Origin of the sequence: Flavobacterium cauense R2A-7, from assembly GCF_000498475.1 — a bacterium.
In the GTDB taxonomy this organism is placed as follows: Bacteria; Bacteroidota; Bacteroidia; order Flavobacteriales; family Flavobacteriaceae; genus Flavobacterium; species Flavobacterium cauense.
Window position 1 is genome coordinate 427,469 of record NZ_AVBI01000019.1, and the last position, 15,134, is coordinate 442,602.

Genomic DNA, 15,134 nt, shown 5'->3' on the forward strand with positions numbered 1-15,134 from the left:
TGTATGGGGGTAAAATAAAAAACCATTCGCCGCGGCGAATGGTTTTTTGTATCTGAAAAAAGTATCAATTAAGGGAAGATACCTCTTTGTTTGTAAGCCATTTCAATACGTACTAACGCTTGAATGTAAGCTGCCGTTCTCCAGTCTGTTTTGTACTGACCCCCTGTAATTACTACACGGTTGAACGCATCTTCCATTTTCTTTCTTAATTTGATGATTACATCATCCATAGTCCAGATTTCTCCGTTACGGTTTTGTAACCACTCGAAGTAAGAACCGATTACACCTCCTGAATTACATAAGATGTCCGGAATAATTTCAATTCCTTTAGCCAATAAAATAGCTTCACCTTCTGTATCTGTTGGTCCGTTTGCACCTTCAGCAATTACTTTTGCTTTTACTGTATCAGCATTTGCAGCAGTGATTTGGTTTCCTAAAGCAGCTGGAATAATTACATCACAGTCAATTCCGAAGAATTCTGAACCTTCATAATCCTGTGTATTTTTGAAACCGGAAATAGTTCCGTTGTCTGCCTGGAAACGTAATAAAGCTTCAGGATCAATTCCTTCCGGATTGTAGATGGTTCCTGTAGCATCCTGAACACCAACAAGGATTGCTCCGTTTTTGTTCATAAAGTGTGCTGCCCAGTAACCTACGTTACCAAAACCTTGCACAATATATTTTTTTCCTTCTAAAGTAGTGTTTCTTAATTTCGCCCAAGACTCTAAAGTAACTACTACTCCAAATCCTGTTGCACGGTCACGACCTTCCAAACCTCCAGATCCTACTGGTTTTCCAGTAACCACGTGTTGGTTTTTAGAACGCTCAGCCGGAGATTTTGTAGACATGTATGTATCTGCAATCCAAGCCATCATTTGTGCGTTTGTATTTACATCCGGTGCAGGAATATCATGCTCTGGACCGATATTATCACCCAATGCATATGTAAAACGACGTGTGATACGCTCCAATTCGCCTTGAGAATATTTTTTAGGATCCAATTGAATACCACCTTTACCACCACCGTAAGGAAGTCCGGCTAACGAAGTTTTCCATGTCATCCAAGTAGCCAATGCTCTTGCTGCATCGATGTCCACCGTTGGGTGGTAACGCAATCCTCCTTTGTAAGGACCTAATACATTGTTATGTTGTACACGGTATCCGGTAAATACTTCTACCGTTCCGTTGTCCATTTTTACTGGGAAGTTAACTATAATTTCATTGTTTGTAGAAGAAAGGATTTTCTTTACAGTTTCATCCAATCCCATCACATTAGCCGCCTTTTCGAACTGATTTTTCACGTTCTCATACATGGTTGGCTGGGGCTTTACTGTTGTTGCCATAGTTTTAATGATTTACAACTTATTTTGTTTGTTTGTTTATTTTTTATGCTCCGAAAAAAGCAAGCAAATATATATTATTTTAAATAATTTCAAAGCCATTTTTTTGAATAAAATGCAATTCAAACCCACAATTTAACAGTACGTTTTGATTAATTAATAATTCCTGCTTATATTGGTAACAAAAGTTACTTATCCGTACATTCAAAATCCTAAATTTGTAAAAAAGAAACCATGTACCAATTGCTGAAAGAATCCTACGATTATCTGTTTGAAGACGAATTATTAAAAGAAATAGCCGCAGTTGGCAGTCAACGAAAATTCCATCAGGATGATATTCTTATCGAAATTGGCGAACAGGTAAAATTCATGCCATTATTGGTAAAAGGCGCCATTAAAATTCTGCGTGAAGACGAAAACGGCGACGAATTACTATTGTATTTTCTGGAACGAGGCGATACCTGCGCAATGACCTTAACCTGCTGTTTGGGAAAAAACAAAAGTAAAATTCAGGCTGTAGCCGAAACCGATGGAATACTAATCATGATTCCGATTGAAAAAATGGAAGAATGGATTGTAAAATACAAATCATGGCGCAATTTCGTATTCGAAAGTTATAATGTCCGTTTATTGGAAATGTTGGAAGCAATCGACACTTTAGCCTTTATGAAAATGGACGAGCGCTTGTTTAAATATTTAACCGATAAAGCAAAAGTTTTAGGAACTACCGAAATTGCCAATACCCATCAGGAAATCGCTACTGACATGCACACCTCTCGGGTTGTAATTTCAAGACTTTTAAAAAGTCTGGAATTGGAAGGAAAAATAAAACTGAACCGCAATAAAATAGAAATCCTTCAATTTTAATGGAAATAATAGGTTACATTGGTGCTTTGTGCATCGGTTTGATTTTAGGCATTACCGGCGGTGGCGGATCAATTATGACCGTACCGATTTTGGTTTATATTTTAGGATTTAATCCCATAACTGCCACAGCCTATTCCCTGTTTATTGTTGGAACCACATCGGCTTTTGGAGCTACTCAAAATTTCTTCAAAGGCATGGTCGATGTAAAAAAGGGCTTTTTATTTGCCGTTCCATCATTTATCGCGGTATACCTTACACGTCGTTATCTTGTTCCGGCACTACCGGATGTTATTGCAACGATAGACAACTTCAAAATCACCAAAGAGTTTTTTCTCATGGTTTTATTTGCGGTAATTATGCTGTTTGCTGCTTTATCAATGTTGAAAAAAAAGAAAGGAAACCCTCTTACAACCGATAAAGATGAATCTAAAATTCTTTTTATTGCCCAGACTTTCGGTGTAGGGATATTAATTGGTTTAGTGGGTGCCGGCGGTGGTTTTTTAATCATTCCGTCTTTGGTATTTTTCGCCAAACTTTCGATGCGAAAAGCCGTTGCCACTTCCCTATTGATAATCGCTTTAAATTCACTGATAGGTTTTTTAGGAGATCTTCAAACACTGGTTATCGATTGGAAATTCCTATTAACCTTTACATCGTTATCGGTAACCGGAATTTTTATCGGAATTTATCTTAACAGATTCCTAAATGAAAACCAACTTAAAAAGGGTTTTGGTTACTTTGTATTACTTATGGCAATTTTTATTCTTACCAAAGAATTTTACGGACTGTAACCAAAGTTGCTTTACTTTTTAAATATTGAATTACCTTTACAAAAAATTTGAATAGTTATGAAAATAGAACAAATTTATACAGGATGTATTGCTCACGCAGCCTATTATATTGAAAACAATGGCGAAGCCGCTATTTTCGATCCGTTAAGAGAAGTACAGCCCTACATCGATAAAGCCAAAAAAGACAACGCGAAAATCAAATATATTTTTGAAACGCATTTTCATGCGGATTTCGTTTCGGGACATTTGGATTTAGCTAAAAAAACCGGTGCTCAAATTGTTTACGGTCCAACAGCAAAGCCAAATTTCGAAGCGATTGTTGCCGAAGACAATCAAGAATTTAAAATCGGAAATTATATCATAAAAGCTATTCATACTCCTGGACACACTCTGGAAAGTACGACTTATCTTTTGATTGATGAAAACGGAAAACAACACGGAATCATTACAGGAGATACTTTGTTTATTGGTGATGTTGGTCGTCCGGATTTAGCACAGAAACTGGTTTCCGATTTAACACAGGAAAAATTAGCCGGAATGTTGTTTGATTCGCTTCGCAATAAAATCATGCCGCTGTCTGACGATTTAATCGTTTATCCGAATCACGGTGCCGGAAGTGCCTGCGGAAAAAACATGAGCAAAGAAACGACGGATACATTAGGCAATCAGAAAAAAGTAAATTATGCTTTGCGCGCTGATATGACCAAAGAAGAGTTCACAAAAGAACTATTGGACGGTTTGGGAGCACCGCCAGCGTATTTCCCTCAAAATGTATTAATGAACATTCAAGGTTATGACAGCCTGGAAACCGTTATGAATAAAGCCAATACTGCATTAAAACCAAAAGCATTTGAAGCAGTTGCCAACGAATCGGAAGCCTTGGTTTTGGACGTACGTCATGAAAATGATTTCGTAAAAGAACACGTACCAAACTCCATATTTATTGGTCTGCACGGAAACTTTGCTCCTTGGGTGGGTGCTTTAATTATGGATGTAAAACAACCTATTTTATTGATTACACCCGAAGGCAAGGAAGAAGAAACCATTACTCGTTTAGCTCGCGTTGGTTTCGATAACTGTTTGGGGTATTTAAAAGGTGGCTTGGAAGCATGGAAAGCAGCTGGTTTTGAAACCGACAGTATAACTTCAATTTCACCGGAACAATTTGCAACTGAAAAAGACCAAACAAAATTACCTGTAATCGACTCCAGAAAACCTGGTGAATTTACTGCCGAACATGTGGAAAATGCTATTAATATTCCTTTGGATTTTGTAAACAATCACCTTGCAGAAATTCCTAAAGACAAATTTTATTTGCATTGTGCCGGCGGTTACCGTTCGGTAATCATGGCTTCCATTTTAAAAGCTCGTGGCTATCATAATATGATTAATGTTGAAAAAGGAATTAACGGAATCCGCAATGCGGGTGTAGAACTTACAAAATTCGTTTGTCCGTCTACGTTAAAATAAATTGATGAAAAGAAGAAAAAAATCAGGCAAAAGCCTGATTTTTTTTTGATTTAAAAACTAACAAAAAATTAGCAACACAGATTATAAATCGGTAAAAAAAATAAATACTTTTGCAACACAAACAAATAAACCTAAAAATGAAATCGAAGATTACATCATCCGTTCTCCTTTTAGGCTCGAGTCATAAATACAAAACAAAATATCAAAACATGAGTAAACATTTTTTATTATTAGCCGGATTAACCCTTTTGGCTTCTTGCAGTAAAGTTGGAGATAATGAATATTTAATTTCCGGAACCGCAAAAGGTATTGACAACGGAAAAATGGCCATTCTTCAGGTTCAAAACGAAATGGGTCCTGTTTCTAAAGATACCGTTAAAGTAGAAAACGGAAAATTCGAATTTAAAGGAGAATATAAAGACGGGCCGGAAATCGGTTTCGTAATCATTGAAAGCATAGACAATGGAATGGTACCGTTCATTCTTGAAAACGGTGAAATCAATATTACGGTTGATAAAGATACAATCCAGAAATCAAAAATCGGCGGAACAAACAACAACGATAAGTTTCAGGAATACAACGACGGATCAAGTGTTATTTACAAAAAAATGATTGCTTTCCAAAAAGCAAATCAGCAAAAATTGATGGACGCACAAAAGTTTAACGATACCGCTACCATGATGGCGCTTAAAACTAAAAACATGTCGTTCCAGACAGATATGGATAAATTCTCTGAAACATTTGCAGAAAAAAATCCAAATGCATTTCTTTCTTGTCTGTTGTTAGAAAACTTTATCGGAAGACAAACACTTGAAGCTGCTAAAATTGAAAAATTATACAATGCTTTAGCTTCAGACATCAAGAAAACAAAAAGCGGAGTTCGCGTTTACGATTTTATCAAAAGTCAAAAAGCGGTTAATATTGGAAGTGTAGCTCCAGAATTTTCAGCTCCTAATCCTGAAGGAAAAACTGTTTCTTTGAAAGAATCGCTTGGAAAAGTTACTATTGTTGACTTCTGGGCTTCATGGTGCGGACCTTGTCGTTCTGAAAATCCAAATGTTGTGGCTTTATACAATGAATTTCATTCAAAAGGATTAAACATCATTGGAGTGTCTCTAGATAAAGATGCTGCCAAATGGAAAGAAGCGATTGCAAAAGATAAATTAGCGTGGACACAGGTTTCGAATTTAAAACATTGGTCTGAACCAATCGCGAAACAATACAATGTAAGTTCAATTCCGGCGATGTTTGTTCTTGATGCTTCAGGAAAAATCGTTGCAAAAGACCTTCGTGGTGCAGAATTAAAAGCAAAAATTGCTGAATTATTAGCCAAATAATTTCTTTTCAGCTTAAAAATATTTAAAAATCTCCTTCGGGAGTTTTTTTTATTTTATTCACTCCCAATACATTAAAAAAAAGTTGTGAATTATCTTTAAAATATGTTTGGATACTGCGAAAACAGTTCTATATTTGCAACCGCAATGAGCAAGCAAATAGCTTGTGTGGCCATGGGGAGATACTCAAGCGGCCAACGAGGGCGGACTGTAAATCCGCTGATTACATCTTCGCAGGTTCGAATCCTGCTCTCCCCACAAATAAAAAAACAAACGGTATCAAAACCCAGTAAATCTTATGATTTTACTGGGTTTTTGCTTTTTAGGTACTTTTAAAATATTCATTCAATCTTAAATCTTAAGGAGAAAAATCGAGACCCTGAAAAAATCTCAAATTTAGGGTCTCGCTAAATTCACTTAAGCCTTGCAAACACTGTACTATCAGCCTGTTCATTATTCGGTTCAAATGATGTACATCTTGTTTGTTATTACTCAGAAATTTAAATTGAATAATAATTAAAAGGTTACCATTATGAAAACAAAAATCACTCTTCATTTTTATGCTAAAAGCACAAAAGTAAATGCTAACGGTAAATTACCAATTTATGTTCGACTAACTGTAAATGGCCAACGACTGGAATTTAGTTCTAAAAAATTCATTGAAAAAACTAAATGGTCCTCTGAGCTAGCTAAAATGAAAGGTAATACAGAAGAAGCTCGTTCAATTAATAGTTACCTTGATATGATGAGGTCTAAGGTTTTGAGTGCCGAAATGGAATTACTACATAAAGAAGAGGAATTATCCATTGAAAATTTCCAATCAATACTGCTTGAGAACAATAAGAATCATAGAATGTTGATACCGGTTTTCCAAGATCATAATAATAAAATGAAAGAGCTTTTAGGTAAGAAATATGCTCCTGGAACATTACAGCGCTTTGAGGTTACTTTAAATCATATTCAGAACTTTCTTCAATGGAAATACAATGTAACAGATATTCGAATCGATAAAGTAGACCATTGCTTTATTACCGAACTCGAATTCTATTTAAGAAGCGTAAAAAATTGCAGTAATAACACTTCCGTGAAGTATGTGCGCAATTTTAGAAAAATTATAAAGATTTGCCTAAACAATGACTGGTTAGAAAAGAATCCGTTTAGCAGATACGAAGGAAAGGTTATTGAAGTCGATAAAGAATTTCTAACCGAAGAAGAAATACAAAAAATCTACAATAAGAAATTTAGTAATACGCGTCTGGAATTAGTTAAGGACATATTCATTTTCTGCTGCTTCACCGGTTTGGCCTACATTGATGTTCAACAATTACGAAAAGACCATTTAGGGATTGGTATCGATGGTAATAAATGGATATTCAAAAACAGGCAAAAGACAGATACTAGATCTAAAATTCCCTTACTCCCTATTGCTGAAGAATTGATAGAGAAGTATTCTGACCACCCGAAATGCCTAAATGAAGATAGAATTCTGCCAGTATTGAGCAATCAGAAGATGAATAGCTATCTAAAAGAAATTGGAGACGTCTGCGGCATTCCAAAAGAAATAACCTTCCATATGGCTAGACACTCTTTTGCAACCTCTGTAACACTTACTAATGGCGTGCCAATTGAAAGTGTAAGTAAAATGCTTGGTCATAAAAGTCTTAGAACTACTCAGCACTATGCTAAGATTGTAGACAAGAGAGTGAGCGATGATATGGCTATACTAAAGCAAAAATTATCAATACAAAATCTTCAAACCAAACAAGCATAATTAATATTCTAGGCGATTTACTAAAAATTTATCGCCTAGAATATTTCTTTAATATACCTTTTAGCCAATAATATGCTGTTCAATATCTTCATACTTTAAGCCTGCATATTGACAGAACTCTTCAATACTTACAAAGTTGTCTTTGGACTTATTTAAACCCTCCTTTATCTTCTGGAGAAGTCTTGTACTTTGACGGTAACTTTTCCCTGTAATACGTTGTATGTCCTTTGGGTAAATACATACTCTTTTAGGCTCTGATTTCATACTTTATCTATGCTTTTGATATGGCTTTGCTATACTCTATTTGTTGTCTTGAAGAGCTAAAATAGATAATTATTAGAATCGTTTTCGATGGTCATTTATGTTTTGTTTGGACATTTATATCATTTGATGTCATTTGGTTTAATATGATTAATTAAAGTGTTTTATTAATTATAATATTTGTTCTCAAATCCTTCAGGAATTGTTGCAACAAGATGAAGATTTATGAATTTGAACACGAATTATTAATCTAATCTATTTAAAATATTATGGCTAGACAGAAAGGCATAATTAAACTAAAAGGTACTATCGGGGATATTACTTTTTATAAAACACAAGACGGGCATTTGGCTCGAGAAAAAGGCGGAATTGATGCGAGCAGAATTGCGAGTGATCCAGCTTTTCAGAGAACAAGAGAAAACGGTTCTGAGTTTGGAAGAGCCGGAAAAGCCGGTAAGGTTTTGAGAACATCATTAAGAGGTTTGCTTTTAAATTCTGCCGATGGTAGAATGGTAAGCCGATTGACGCAGCGAATGGTAAAAGTTATTCAGGCTGACACAACCAGCGAGCGTGGTTTAAGAAATGTTATCGATGGTGAGGCTGAATTGCTGGCAGGTTTTGAATTCAACATTAGAGGAAAGTTGGGAACCAGTTTATTTGCTCCTTTTGTAGCAACCATTGATAGAGTAACTGGGGAAATCAAAGTTGATTTGGCTTCATTTATACCATCGAATATGATTGCTGCACCAACTGGAACAACGCACTTTAAAATTATTTCTGCGGGTACTGAAATCGATTTTGAAGCAGAAACTTTTGTTGAAGCTCATTCCGAAACGGCTATTTTGCCTTGGGATACTACAGCAACTGCCGCTATCAGTCAAACGAATTTGGTAACTGCGAATAGTACACATCCTTTATTTTTAGCATTAGGGATTGAGTTCTATCAACAGGTAAATGGTCAGATGTACCCTTTGAAAAATGGGGCTTTTAACCCATTGGCTTTGGTTTCTGTAAGCGGATTGTAATAATGTCTAATCTTAAAATAGAGAATTTATGAACATTGTAGAGAGAGCTAAGGCTCCAACACCAAAGTTTTTCAGAGTTTTGAGAACCGTAGGTTTAGCATTATTGGCGGTAAGTGGTAGCATTGTTGCTGCTCCAGTAGCTTTGCCTGCGATTGTAGTTACAGTAGCTGGTTATGCTGCAGTTGCTGGTACTGTATTATCTGCTGTAAGTCAGGTTACGGTTGATGATGATGCAAAGCGTGAGCAGGAAATTGTAAAACGACTGCAGGAAGAAAACAAATATTTACCTCGTGATGGAATCAAATAATTCAATCCATGCGGGAACTGCAGCCGGAACCGTTTTAAGTATAGTGCCTAATATCAGTTCCGAAGATATTTTAAAAACGATTGTTTTGGCAATTGTCGGAGCAATTGTAAGTTTTACAGTCTCGTTACTATTAAAGAGGCTGACAAAATTCAAAAATAAATAGTGCTTCGATGTACTCAGCAACCATCCGGTTTTGATTGGTAACCTTTTCCGGATAATTAGAAAGCCTGGTCACGTGATCAGGCTTTTTTGTATGCTATCCTTCCTGAAATTGATTTAACGTTACTTCTTCAATTACTACCTCAGCATCTGAAGTATACAATCCGTTATACTTTGCAATATCGACGGCTTTAATTCTGCTGTCGAATATTCCAAAATAAATTCTCGATGATTTGGTTTTCCAAACATCTGTTCGGTACAAAATAAATAGTGTCATAGGCTGGTTATGTTATTGGCTTTTACTTTATCGCTTACAGTACCTGTACAGGATAGTTCTACGCAAATCATTAATAAGATTGATATTTTCGTGAAATTGCTTTTCCTTTAATTCCAAAAGGCGTAATGCCTGAATGTTTTTTTTGTGCTGTTCGTAATCTTCATAAATTTCTGTTACTCTTGGAAATAACTCTTTTTTAAATTCCTGCAATCGAATAAAAGGAATAACAGAACCTATTAAAAATTGATGCCAAAATTTTGATTTCCATAAACTGAAAGTTACCCAGTAGATATTTTCGCAATCTTCTTCGTTTTGGAAAATGAGTACAAAGCTATTTGTAAATGGTTCCTTCTGCGGTTTACCGCTGTTAAGTCCTTTGTTAAGGATAAATAAATGAGGTTTGCTGTAAATAGTGTCCTTTCTGTGGGTTTTAACGATGTAATTTATCATGGCTTCGGATTTTAGTTTAATGCTCAGTCCCTTCCTTACACAACATTTTTTTCAAAAGAAAAAAGAGTAAAAAAGAAAGCCTACTACCCCTGTGGAGGGGTTCAGAAAAGCAAGTTTTTCTGGAAAAATACTACCCGGATGGGTGGAGATTTTTACAGAAACCCGTAGGGTTTGAACTTGCTTTTTTGAAGACCGGAACTAATCTTTGCCTTCTTTTTTTCTCTTTTTTGTTTTGATTACGAATTGTTTCTTCTGAAATCCTGATCTTCATGAATTGAGAGCTAATCGTCTTGAAAGGGTTAGAAATTTTTGGGCATTTTGAATAAAAGAAACTTGTCAGTAAAACCAGAGTGCGTTTCAAAATGCCCAAAAATTTGTAACTCTTTCTTAGGACTTGATTTTTGGGGATGCCAAAAGCAGTGTTCAGTGAACAGTTAGCAGTATGCAGTGAGGTTTTTGTTCTGAAAATGGAAGGCATCTCCAAAAAATAACTATAAACCACTCCTAGTGCGGTGGCAGTAGCGGAAGCATGGGTATTGTTTCTTTATTTGTCAACTAAAGGTCTTCTGATTGGTTTTATGCCGGCTTGATGCCTTTATAGGTGTACAATATTCCGAACTTCGTTTACAAGAAATTGTGATTATGGAATTGTAAGGCATTGAGCTGGCGTGAAACCAATTATGGCAATGCTACTGGCAAATAAAGAAACAATACTTATGCGGGCAAAATTTGGCTTTGTGGGTGCTGTTTGGTTTCTGCGGTGGGATTAACTTGAATTAAAGAGAAAAGTTGCTTAGGAATTGTTACAGCGCTTACAAAGGCAATGCAAACACTACCGCTTTAAACACAAAGAAGCTAAAAACAGGAAACGGAAACTTCTTCTGGAATGAATTTAGCCTAAAAATTTCTGTTGAAAAACTGCGCTTGTTAAAGGTAGTGGCGAAGGGCGGTGTTTTTGGTAGCTGGTTGGTGCGATGGAAGCTGCCAAAAATGTTGCCCTGGAGCCACTACCCTGCGCGGCTGTTTTACATAATGACATCTTATAGTGCTTGGCTTTCCAAAAATACAATAACTAGGTCTGGCATGAACTATAAGACTGCATTATGTAAAACAGCTTGGGGAAAAAAATTACTGGCACAAGTTGCGAAGCATACGTGTTTTTGTACTAAAAACTGTGACAGTAATTTTTTTAAAGCGTTGGAAAATAATTCTATTGAGCTACTCTAAAAAAAATGAAACGATTAATAATTACACTTAAGGAAATTAGCGAAATGAAGCAAACAAAGAACCGACTTTAGGAATACTTGGACTAAAGACAGTTTTTGTGTAGCTGAATGAGATAATGACTATTATGCAAAAAAAAAGATGCTTACTTATTACAGCAAACATCTCTTTCATTTGAATAATATAACTAACACTTAAAATTTCATTTTTTGAATCCGAACCGCATTAAGGATTGCCAATAAAGCCACACCTACATCGGCAAAAACGGCTTCCCACATCGTGGCTAAACCTCCTGCACCGAGTATAAGCACAATCGCTTTTACGGTAAATGCTAATCCAATATTTTGCCACACAATTTTTTTAGTTTGTTTCCCAATATTGATTGCCATTGCAATTTTACTTGGTTTATCGTCTTGTATCACTACATCAGCCGTTTCTATGGTGGCATCGCTTCCTAATCCTCCCATAGCAATACCTACATCACTTAAAGCTACTACCGGAGCATCGTTTACACCATCACCAACAAAAGCGACGGTTTCCTTTTTAGACTTAATTTCTTTTACCTTGTTTACCTTGTCTTCGGGAAGTAAATCGCCAAAGGCATTGACAATTCCGAGTTTTTGAGCTACAAATTGTACCACTGTATTTTTATCGCCACTTAACATTGTTGTTTTGACACCTAACGATTTGAGCATTTCAATGGTAATTTGAGCATCTTCTTTGATACTATCGGCAATGGTAATGTATCCCGCAAATTTAGAATCGTATGCAATAGCGATTAAAGTATAAACAATACTTGTTGGATCAATATCATACGAAATAGAAAATTTGTCCATCAGTTTGAAATTACCAACCAATAATTCTTTGCCGTTTACAGTGGCTTTTAATCCGTGACCTGATATCTCTTCTGTATTTTGCAAAACTATTGATGTATCAATTGTTCCAACAAATTGATGAATAGCTGTAGCAACAGGATGGGTACTTTGTCCTTCAAGTGCATTGACCATTCGTAAAATTTCATTTTTATCGAATTCTGGCTTAATGACAACCTCCTGAACATTAAAAACGCCTTCGGTCATTGTTCCGGTTTTGTCCATTACTACGTTCTGAATAGTTGCCATTACATCAAGAAAATTGCTTCCTTTGAAAAGGATTCCGTTTTTACTGGCTGCACCAATTCCTCCAAAATATCCTAACGGAATACTGATTACTAAAGCGCAAGGGCACGAAATAACCAAGAATACTAGAGCTCTGTATAGCCATTCACTAAAAACATAATTATCAACAAACAGCATTGGCAAAACACAAATAGCAACAGCTAAAAACACTACAATAGGCGTATAAATTTTGGCAAACTTCCTTATGAATAGTTCTGTAGGTGCTTTTTGTGCGGTGGCATTTTGTACTAATTCTAAAATTTTACTTAGCTTACTGTCTGTATATGCCGTGGTTACTTTTACTTGCGAAACAGTATTCAGATTTATCATTCCCGCTAAAACTGTTTCGCCTTTACTTTTTGTATCGGGTTTACTTTCTCCTGTTAAAGCCGCTGTGTTGAAGGATGCCGTTTCAGAAAGCAGTTCACCATCTAAACCCAATTTCTCCCCTGCTTTAAGCTGAATAATATCTCCAATTTTAGCTTCCGAAGCTTTTATGATTTTAGCCATCTTATTTTCAAGAATGGTTACTTCATCCGGTCGCTGGTCAAGTAACGATTTAATATTGGATTTTGCTCTTGTAACGGCTAATGTTTGGAATATTTCTCCAATGGCATAAAATAGCATTACCGCAACACCTTCGGGGTATTCACCAATAGCAAATGCTCCAATAGTTGCAATACTCATTAATAGAAACTCTGAAAATATTTCGCCTTTGCGCATACTTCCTACGGCTTCTTTTACTACCGGTAAACCGACAGGAATATAAGCTAAAATATACCACCCAATTCGCACCCAACCCTTAAACCAAGTTTGAGTAAAATAATTATCAAAACCTATTGCCACAAGTAACAATGTAAAGCTTATAATCGCCGGGACAAACATTTTAAAAGTACTTGTACTTTCGTGCGAATGTTCGTGATTATGACCATCGTCATCAGAATGCTTCTCGCTTTCGTGATTTATTTTATCCTCAAGTGTGCAGCATAGCTGCTTACCTGTTGCATCGTATTTATGCTGATGTTCCATATTGGATTATTTTAAGAATTAGCATTGATAATTTCCTGAATGTCTTTTGGTATTTCCATCGATTTTAATGGTGGCACATTTGAACCACCTGTATTACCCACCGGAATATGACCTACAAATGACTTAACGCCTCCAATGAGTAATCTTGGTATTTGTCCGATTACCTCTCTGGTACTTTTTATTTTAAAGCCAAATTGCAACATTTTCCAATGCACATAGGAATGCTCATAAGGATACTTTTGCCCTATAATGTGCGCCCGCTCTAAGTGATACCAAGCCATATTTAGGTTATCTATCTGTAAATTGTCCTTGAATGCTTCTAACTCTTTTTTATAAAAAGGAATTAGAATACTTGGCATTATTGTGTTAATTTTCATAACATTAAAGTATTAGTTAGTGTTCGTGTTCTCCACCTCCTTTAGAAGTTGCTAATAGATAGAACGCCCCTTTGATTACTATTTTTGCATCCGCAGGAATTTCCCCAACCAATTTGACTTCGGTATAACCTAAATCTGTAGTGCCAGGAACTACTTCAATGGCTTTAAAGTGAATTTCATTGTGTCCTTCTTCTTCGCCTTCTGCGTGTTCCGAATGGGCTTCGCCTTCTTTGTGTATATGCTCTTCTACTTTAGCTTTTGGTGCTTCTTCGCTGTGTTCTTCTTGAATGTAAATAAAATATTTATCTCCGTTTCTAACAATGGCATCTTTTGGCAATGCCTGAACCGTTTGATTGGTAATATTGATATTAGCAGCTACATACATTCCTGAAATTAAATCTTTAGCATCGCTTGGATTAATTTTTGCGTGTACGGCTACCGACTTACTTTCATTAGAAAAGGATTTATTAATACCGAATATTTTCCCTTTGATGGATTTGTTGGATTGATTGGTTAAAACAAAATCGACTTCCTGACCTACTGAAATTTTGCCTAAATCTTTTTCAAATACATTCAAATCCAAATGCATTTGGCTATTGTCAACCACTTCAAAAAGTGTCACTCCTGTTTCTGCAAAAGCGCCTTTGGTTATGCTTATTTTACCTACGTAACCACTAATTGGAGAAACAATAGGAATAAGTGAAGTACTTCCGCTTAAACTTACGTGTAATGCTTGTAGTTTATTTTTAGCGGCTTGTGCTCTTGCTCTTTCAACTGCTAATTTTGACTTTACTTCCTGAAATGTTTTGCGAGGATTTACATTTTCATCGCTCAATGTTTTTTGACGGTTGTATTCCAATTGCAGGTATTCAATGTTAGCAATGGCAGAATTATAATCTTCCTGCATTTCTGTAACTTCAAGATTTTGAATGGTTGCCAATGTTTTGCCTTTTGCAACAAATGTACCTTCTAACACATAAATATCTTTAACAACGCCTCCTATTAAAGTTGAAATATTAGCCATATTTTGTGGCGGAACTGCTGTATATCCGTTAGCTTTAATTACGGTATTAAGATTTTTCATTTCAATACTACCCGTTACAATACCAATGGTTTTGAATTGCGCTTCGGTCAACGCTACTTCGGTTTCTGACTTTTCTTCCTCGTGGGCTTCTTCGGTTTTCTTCTCGCCACAAGAATTTAGAAAAAAGAGAAAAGAAAATAGAACAAAGAGATTGAAGAACGAACCCAGATTATAATTTATTTTTAAAAATATATTTTTCATTTTGTTGAGT

Annotated in this window: 15 protein-coding genes and 1 tRNA gene; 9 read left to right on the top strand and 7 right to left on the bottom strand. The window is 35.9% G+C overall.

Translation table 11 applies throughout. From position 1 onward, the window contains the following. Positions 1–68 precede the first annotated feature (68 nt). A complete protein-coding gene (locus tag FCR2A7T_RS12040) occupies positions 69–1,343 on the bottom strand; it encodes a Glu/Leu/Phe/Val family dehydrogenase (RefSeq protein ID WP_035118355.1) in 1,275 nt (424 codons plus the stop codon). Positions 1,344–1,574: 231 nt separating this feature from the next. Here FCR2A7T_RS12040 and FCR2A7T_RS12045 point away from each other — a divergent pair, with 231 nt between their 5' ends. The 6 genes from FCR2A7T_RS12045 to FCR2A7T_RS12075 all read left to right on the top strand — a co-directional run bounded on the left by FCR2A7T_RS12045 (position 1,575) and on the right by FCR2A7T_RS12075 (position 7,573). Beyond that, on the top strand, positions 1,575–2,207 hold the full coding sequence (locus FCR2A7T_RS12045; protein WP_023571580.1) for a Crp/Fnr family transcriptional regulator: 633 nt from the start codon (positions 1,575–1,577) through the stop codon (positions 2,205–2,207). Beyond that, positions 2,207–2,998: a sulfite exporter TauE/SafE family protein gene (locus FCR2A7T_RS12050; RefSeq protein ID WP_035118358.1), complete on the top strand. Its 792-nt coding sequence runs from the start codon at positions 2,207–2,209 to the stop codon at positions 2,996–2,998. The genes FCR2A7T_RS12045 and FCR2A7T_RS12050 overlap by 1 nt, the downstream gene beginning before the upstream one ends. A 57-nt stretch (positions 2,999–3,055) precedes the next feature. Then, positions 3,056–4,468, top strand: coding sequence for an MBL fold metallo-hydrolase (locus FCR2A7T_RS12055; protein ID WP_023571582.1), 1,413 nt, complete (start codon positions 3,056–3,058; stop codon positions 4,466–4,468). Between the two features lie 137 nt (positions 4,469–4,605). Beyond that, positions 4,606–5,805, top strand: a complete 1,200-nt coding sequence (locus tag FCR2A7T_RS12060; RefSeq protein ID WP_051369555.1) for a TlpA disulfide reductase family protein — start codon at positions 4,606–4,608, stop codon at positions 5,803–5,805. Positions 5,806–5,978: 173 nt separating this feature from the next. Beyond that, positions 5,979–6,060 (top strand) — tRNA-Tyr (locus tag FCR2A7T_RS12065). 274 nt (positions 6,061–6,334) lie between these two features. Beyond that, on the top strand, positions 6,335–7,573 hold the full coding sequence (locus tag FCR2A7T_RS12075) for a site-specific integrase (RefSeq protein WP_023571584.1): 1,239 nt from the start codon (positions 6,335–6,337) through the stop codon (positions 7,571–7,573). Positions 7,574–7,633: 60 nt separating this feature from the next. Here FCR2A7T_RS12075 and FCR2A7T_RS12080 read toward each other — a convergent pair whose 3' ends face one another. Next, positions 7,634–7,837 (bottom strand): hypothetical protein, encoded by a 204-nt coding sequence (locus FCR2A7T_RS12080; RefSeq protein WP_035118365.1) that lies wholly within the window; start codon positions 7,835–7,837, stop codon positions 7,634–7,636. Between the two features lie 266 nt (positions 7,838–8,103). Between FCR2A7T_RS12080 and FCR2A7T_RS12085 the strand changes: the two genes are divergently transcribed. Both FCR2A7T_RS12085 and FCR2A7T_RS12090 read left to right on the top strand, forming a co-directional pair. Next, complete coding sequence (locus FCR2A7T_RS12085; protein WP_023571585.1) at positions 8,104–8,859, top strand: hypothetical protein; 756 nt, start codon at positions 8,104–8,106, stop codon at positions 8,857–8,859. A 28-nt stretch (positions 8,860–8,887) separates the two neighbouring features. Then, entirely contained in the window at positions 8,888–9,166 is a 279-nt protein-coding gene (locus FCR2A7T_RS12090) for a hypothetical protein (RefSeq protein ID WP_023571586.1), read from the top strand. Positions 9,167–9,422: 256 nt separating this feature from the next. On the opposite strand, the gene FCR2A7T_RS12095 is transcribed toward FCR2A7T_RS12090, so the two are convergent. Together FCR2A7T_RS12095 and FCR2A7T_RS12100 are read right to left on the bottom strand one after the other, a co-directional pair. Next, complete coding sequence (locus FCR2A7T_RS12095; RefSeq protein WP_023571587.1) at positions 9,423–9,602, bottom strand: hypothetical protein; 180 nt, start codon at positions 9,600–9,602, stop codon at positions 9,423–9,425. A 27-nt stretch (positions 9,603–9,629) separates the two neighbouring features. Next, positions 9,630–10,052, bottom strand: a complete 423-nt coding sequence (locus tag FCR2A7T_RS12100; protein ID WP_023571588.1) for a DUF6943 family protein — start codon at positions 10,050–10,052, stop codon at positions 9,630–9,632. Between the two features lie 789 nt (positions 10,053–10,841). On the opposite strand from FCR2A7T_RS12100, the gene FCR2A7T_RS12105 reads away from it, so the two are divergent. Beyond that, positions 10,842–11,279 carry a hypothetical protein gene (locus FCR2A7T_RS12105; RefSeq protein ID WP_035118367.1) on the top strand — a complete coding sequence of 146 codons (438 nt, stop codon included), beginning with the start codon at positions 10,842–10,844 and terminating at the stop codon, positions 11,277–11,279. Between the two features lie 191 nt (positions 11,280–11,470). Here the strand turns inward: FCR2A7T_RS12105 and FCR2A7T_RS12110 are convergent, their stop codons facing one another. From FCR2A7T_RS12110 to FCR2A7T_RS12120, 3 genes are read right to left on the bottom strand one after another with little or no spacing between them, the layout of a single operon-like run. After that, positions 11,471–13,462 (bottom strand): heavy metal translocating P-type ATPase, encoded by a 1,992-nt coding sequence (locus FCR2A7T_RS12110; RefSeq protein ID WP_023571590.1) that lies wholly within the window; start codon positions 13,460–13,462, stop codon positions 11,471–11,473. An 11-nt stretch (positions 13,463–13,473) separates the two neighbouring features. Then, positions 13,474–13,839, bottom strand: coding sequence for a DUF3703 domain-containing protein (locus FCR2A7T_RS12115; RefSeq protein WP_035118369.1), 366 nt, complete (start codon positions 13,837–13,839; stop codon positions 13,474–13,476). A 16-nt stretch (positions 13,840–13,855) separates the two neighbouring features. After that, a complete protein-coding gene (locus FCR2A7T_RS12120) occupies positions 13,856–15,124 on the bottom strand; it encodes an efflux RND transporter periplasmic adaptor subunit (protein ID WP_023571592.1) in 1,269 nt (422 codons plus the stop codon). Positions 15,125–15,134: the final 10 nt, after the last annotated feature.

Coding starts and splice junctions, on each gene's coding strand:
- FCR2A7T_RS12040 (WP_035118355.1), bottom strand. CDS start 1,343: ATGGCAACAACAGTAAAGCCCCAGCCAACCATGTATGAGAACGTGAAA.
- FCR2A7T_RS12045 (WP_023571580.1), top strand. CDS start 1,575: ATGTACCAATTGCTGAAAGAATCCTACGATTATCTGTTTGAAGACGAA.
- FCR2A7T_RS12050 (WP_035118358.1), top strand. CDS start 2,207: ATGGAAATAATAGGTTACATTGGTGCTTTGTGCATCGGTTTGATTTTA.
- FCR2A7T_RS12055 (WP_023571582.1), top strand. CDS start 3,056: ATGAAAATAGAACAAATTTATACAGGATGTATTGCTCACGCAGCCTAT.
- FCR2A7T_RS12060 (WP_051369555.1), top strand. CDS start 4,606: ATGAAATCGAAGATTACATCATCCGTTCTCCTTTTAGGCTCGAGTCAT.
- FCR2A7T_RS12075 (WP_023571584.1), top strand. CDS start 6,335: ATGAAAACAAAAATCACTCTTCATTTTTATGCTAAAAGCACAAAAGTA.
- FCR2A7T_RS12080 (WP_035118365.1), bottom strand. CDS start 7,837: ATGAAATCAGAGCCTAAAAGAGTATGTATTTACCCAAAGGACATACAA.
- FCR2A7T_RS12085 (WP_023571585.1), top strand. CDS start 8,104: ATGGCTAGACAGAAAGGCATAATTAAACTAAAAGGTACTATCGGGGAT.
- FCR2A7T_RS12090 (WP_023571586.1), top strand. CDS start 8,888: ATGAACATTGTAGAGAGAGCTAAGGCTCCAACACCAAAGTTTTTCAGA.
- FCR2A7T_RS12095 (WP_023571587.1), bottom strand. CDS start 9,602: ATGACACTATTTATTTTGTACCGAACAGATGTTTGGAAAACCAAATCA.
- FCR2A7T_RS12100 (WP_023571588.1), bottom strand. CDS start 10,052: ATGATAAATTACATCGTTAAAACCCACAGAAAGGACACTATTTACAGC.
- FCR2A7T_RS12110 (WP_023571590.1), bottom strand. CDS start 13,462: ATGGAACATCAGCATAAATACGATGCAACAGGTAAGCAGCTATGCTGC.
- FCR2A7T_RS12115 (WP_035118369.1), bottom strand. CDS start 13,839: ATGAAAATTAACACAATAATGCCAAGTATTCTAATTCCTTTTTATAAA.
- FCR2A7T_RS12120 (WP_023571592.1), bottom strand. CDS start 15,124: ATGAAAAATATATTTTTAAAAATAAATTATAATCTGGGTTCGTTCTTC.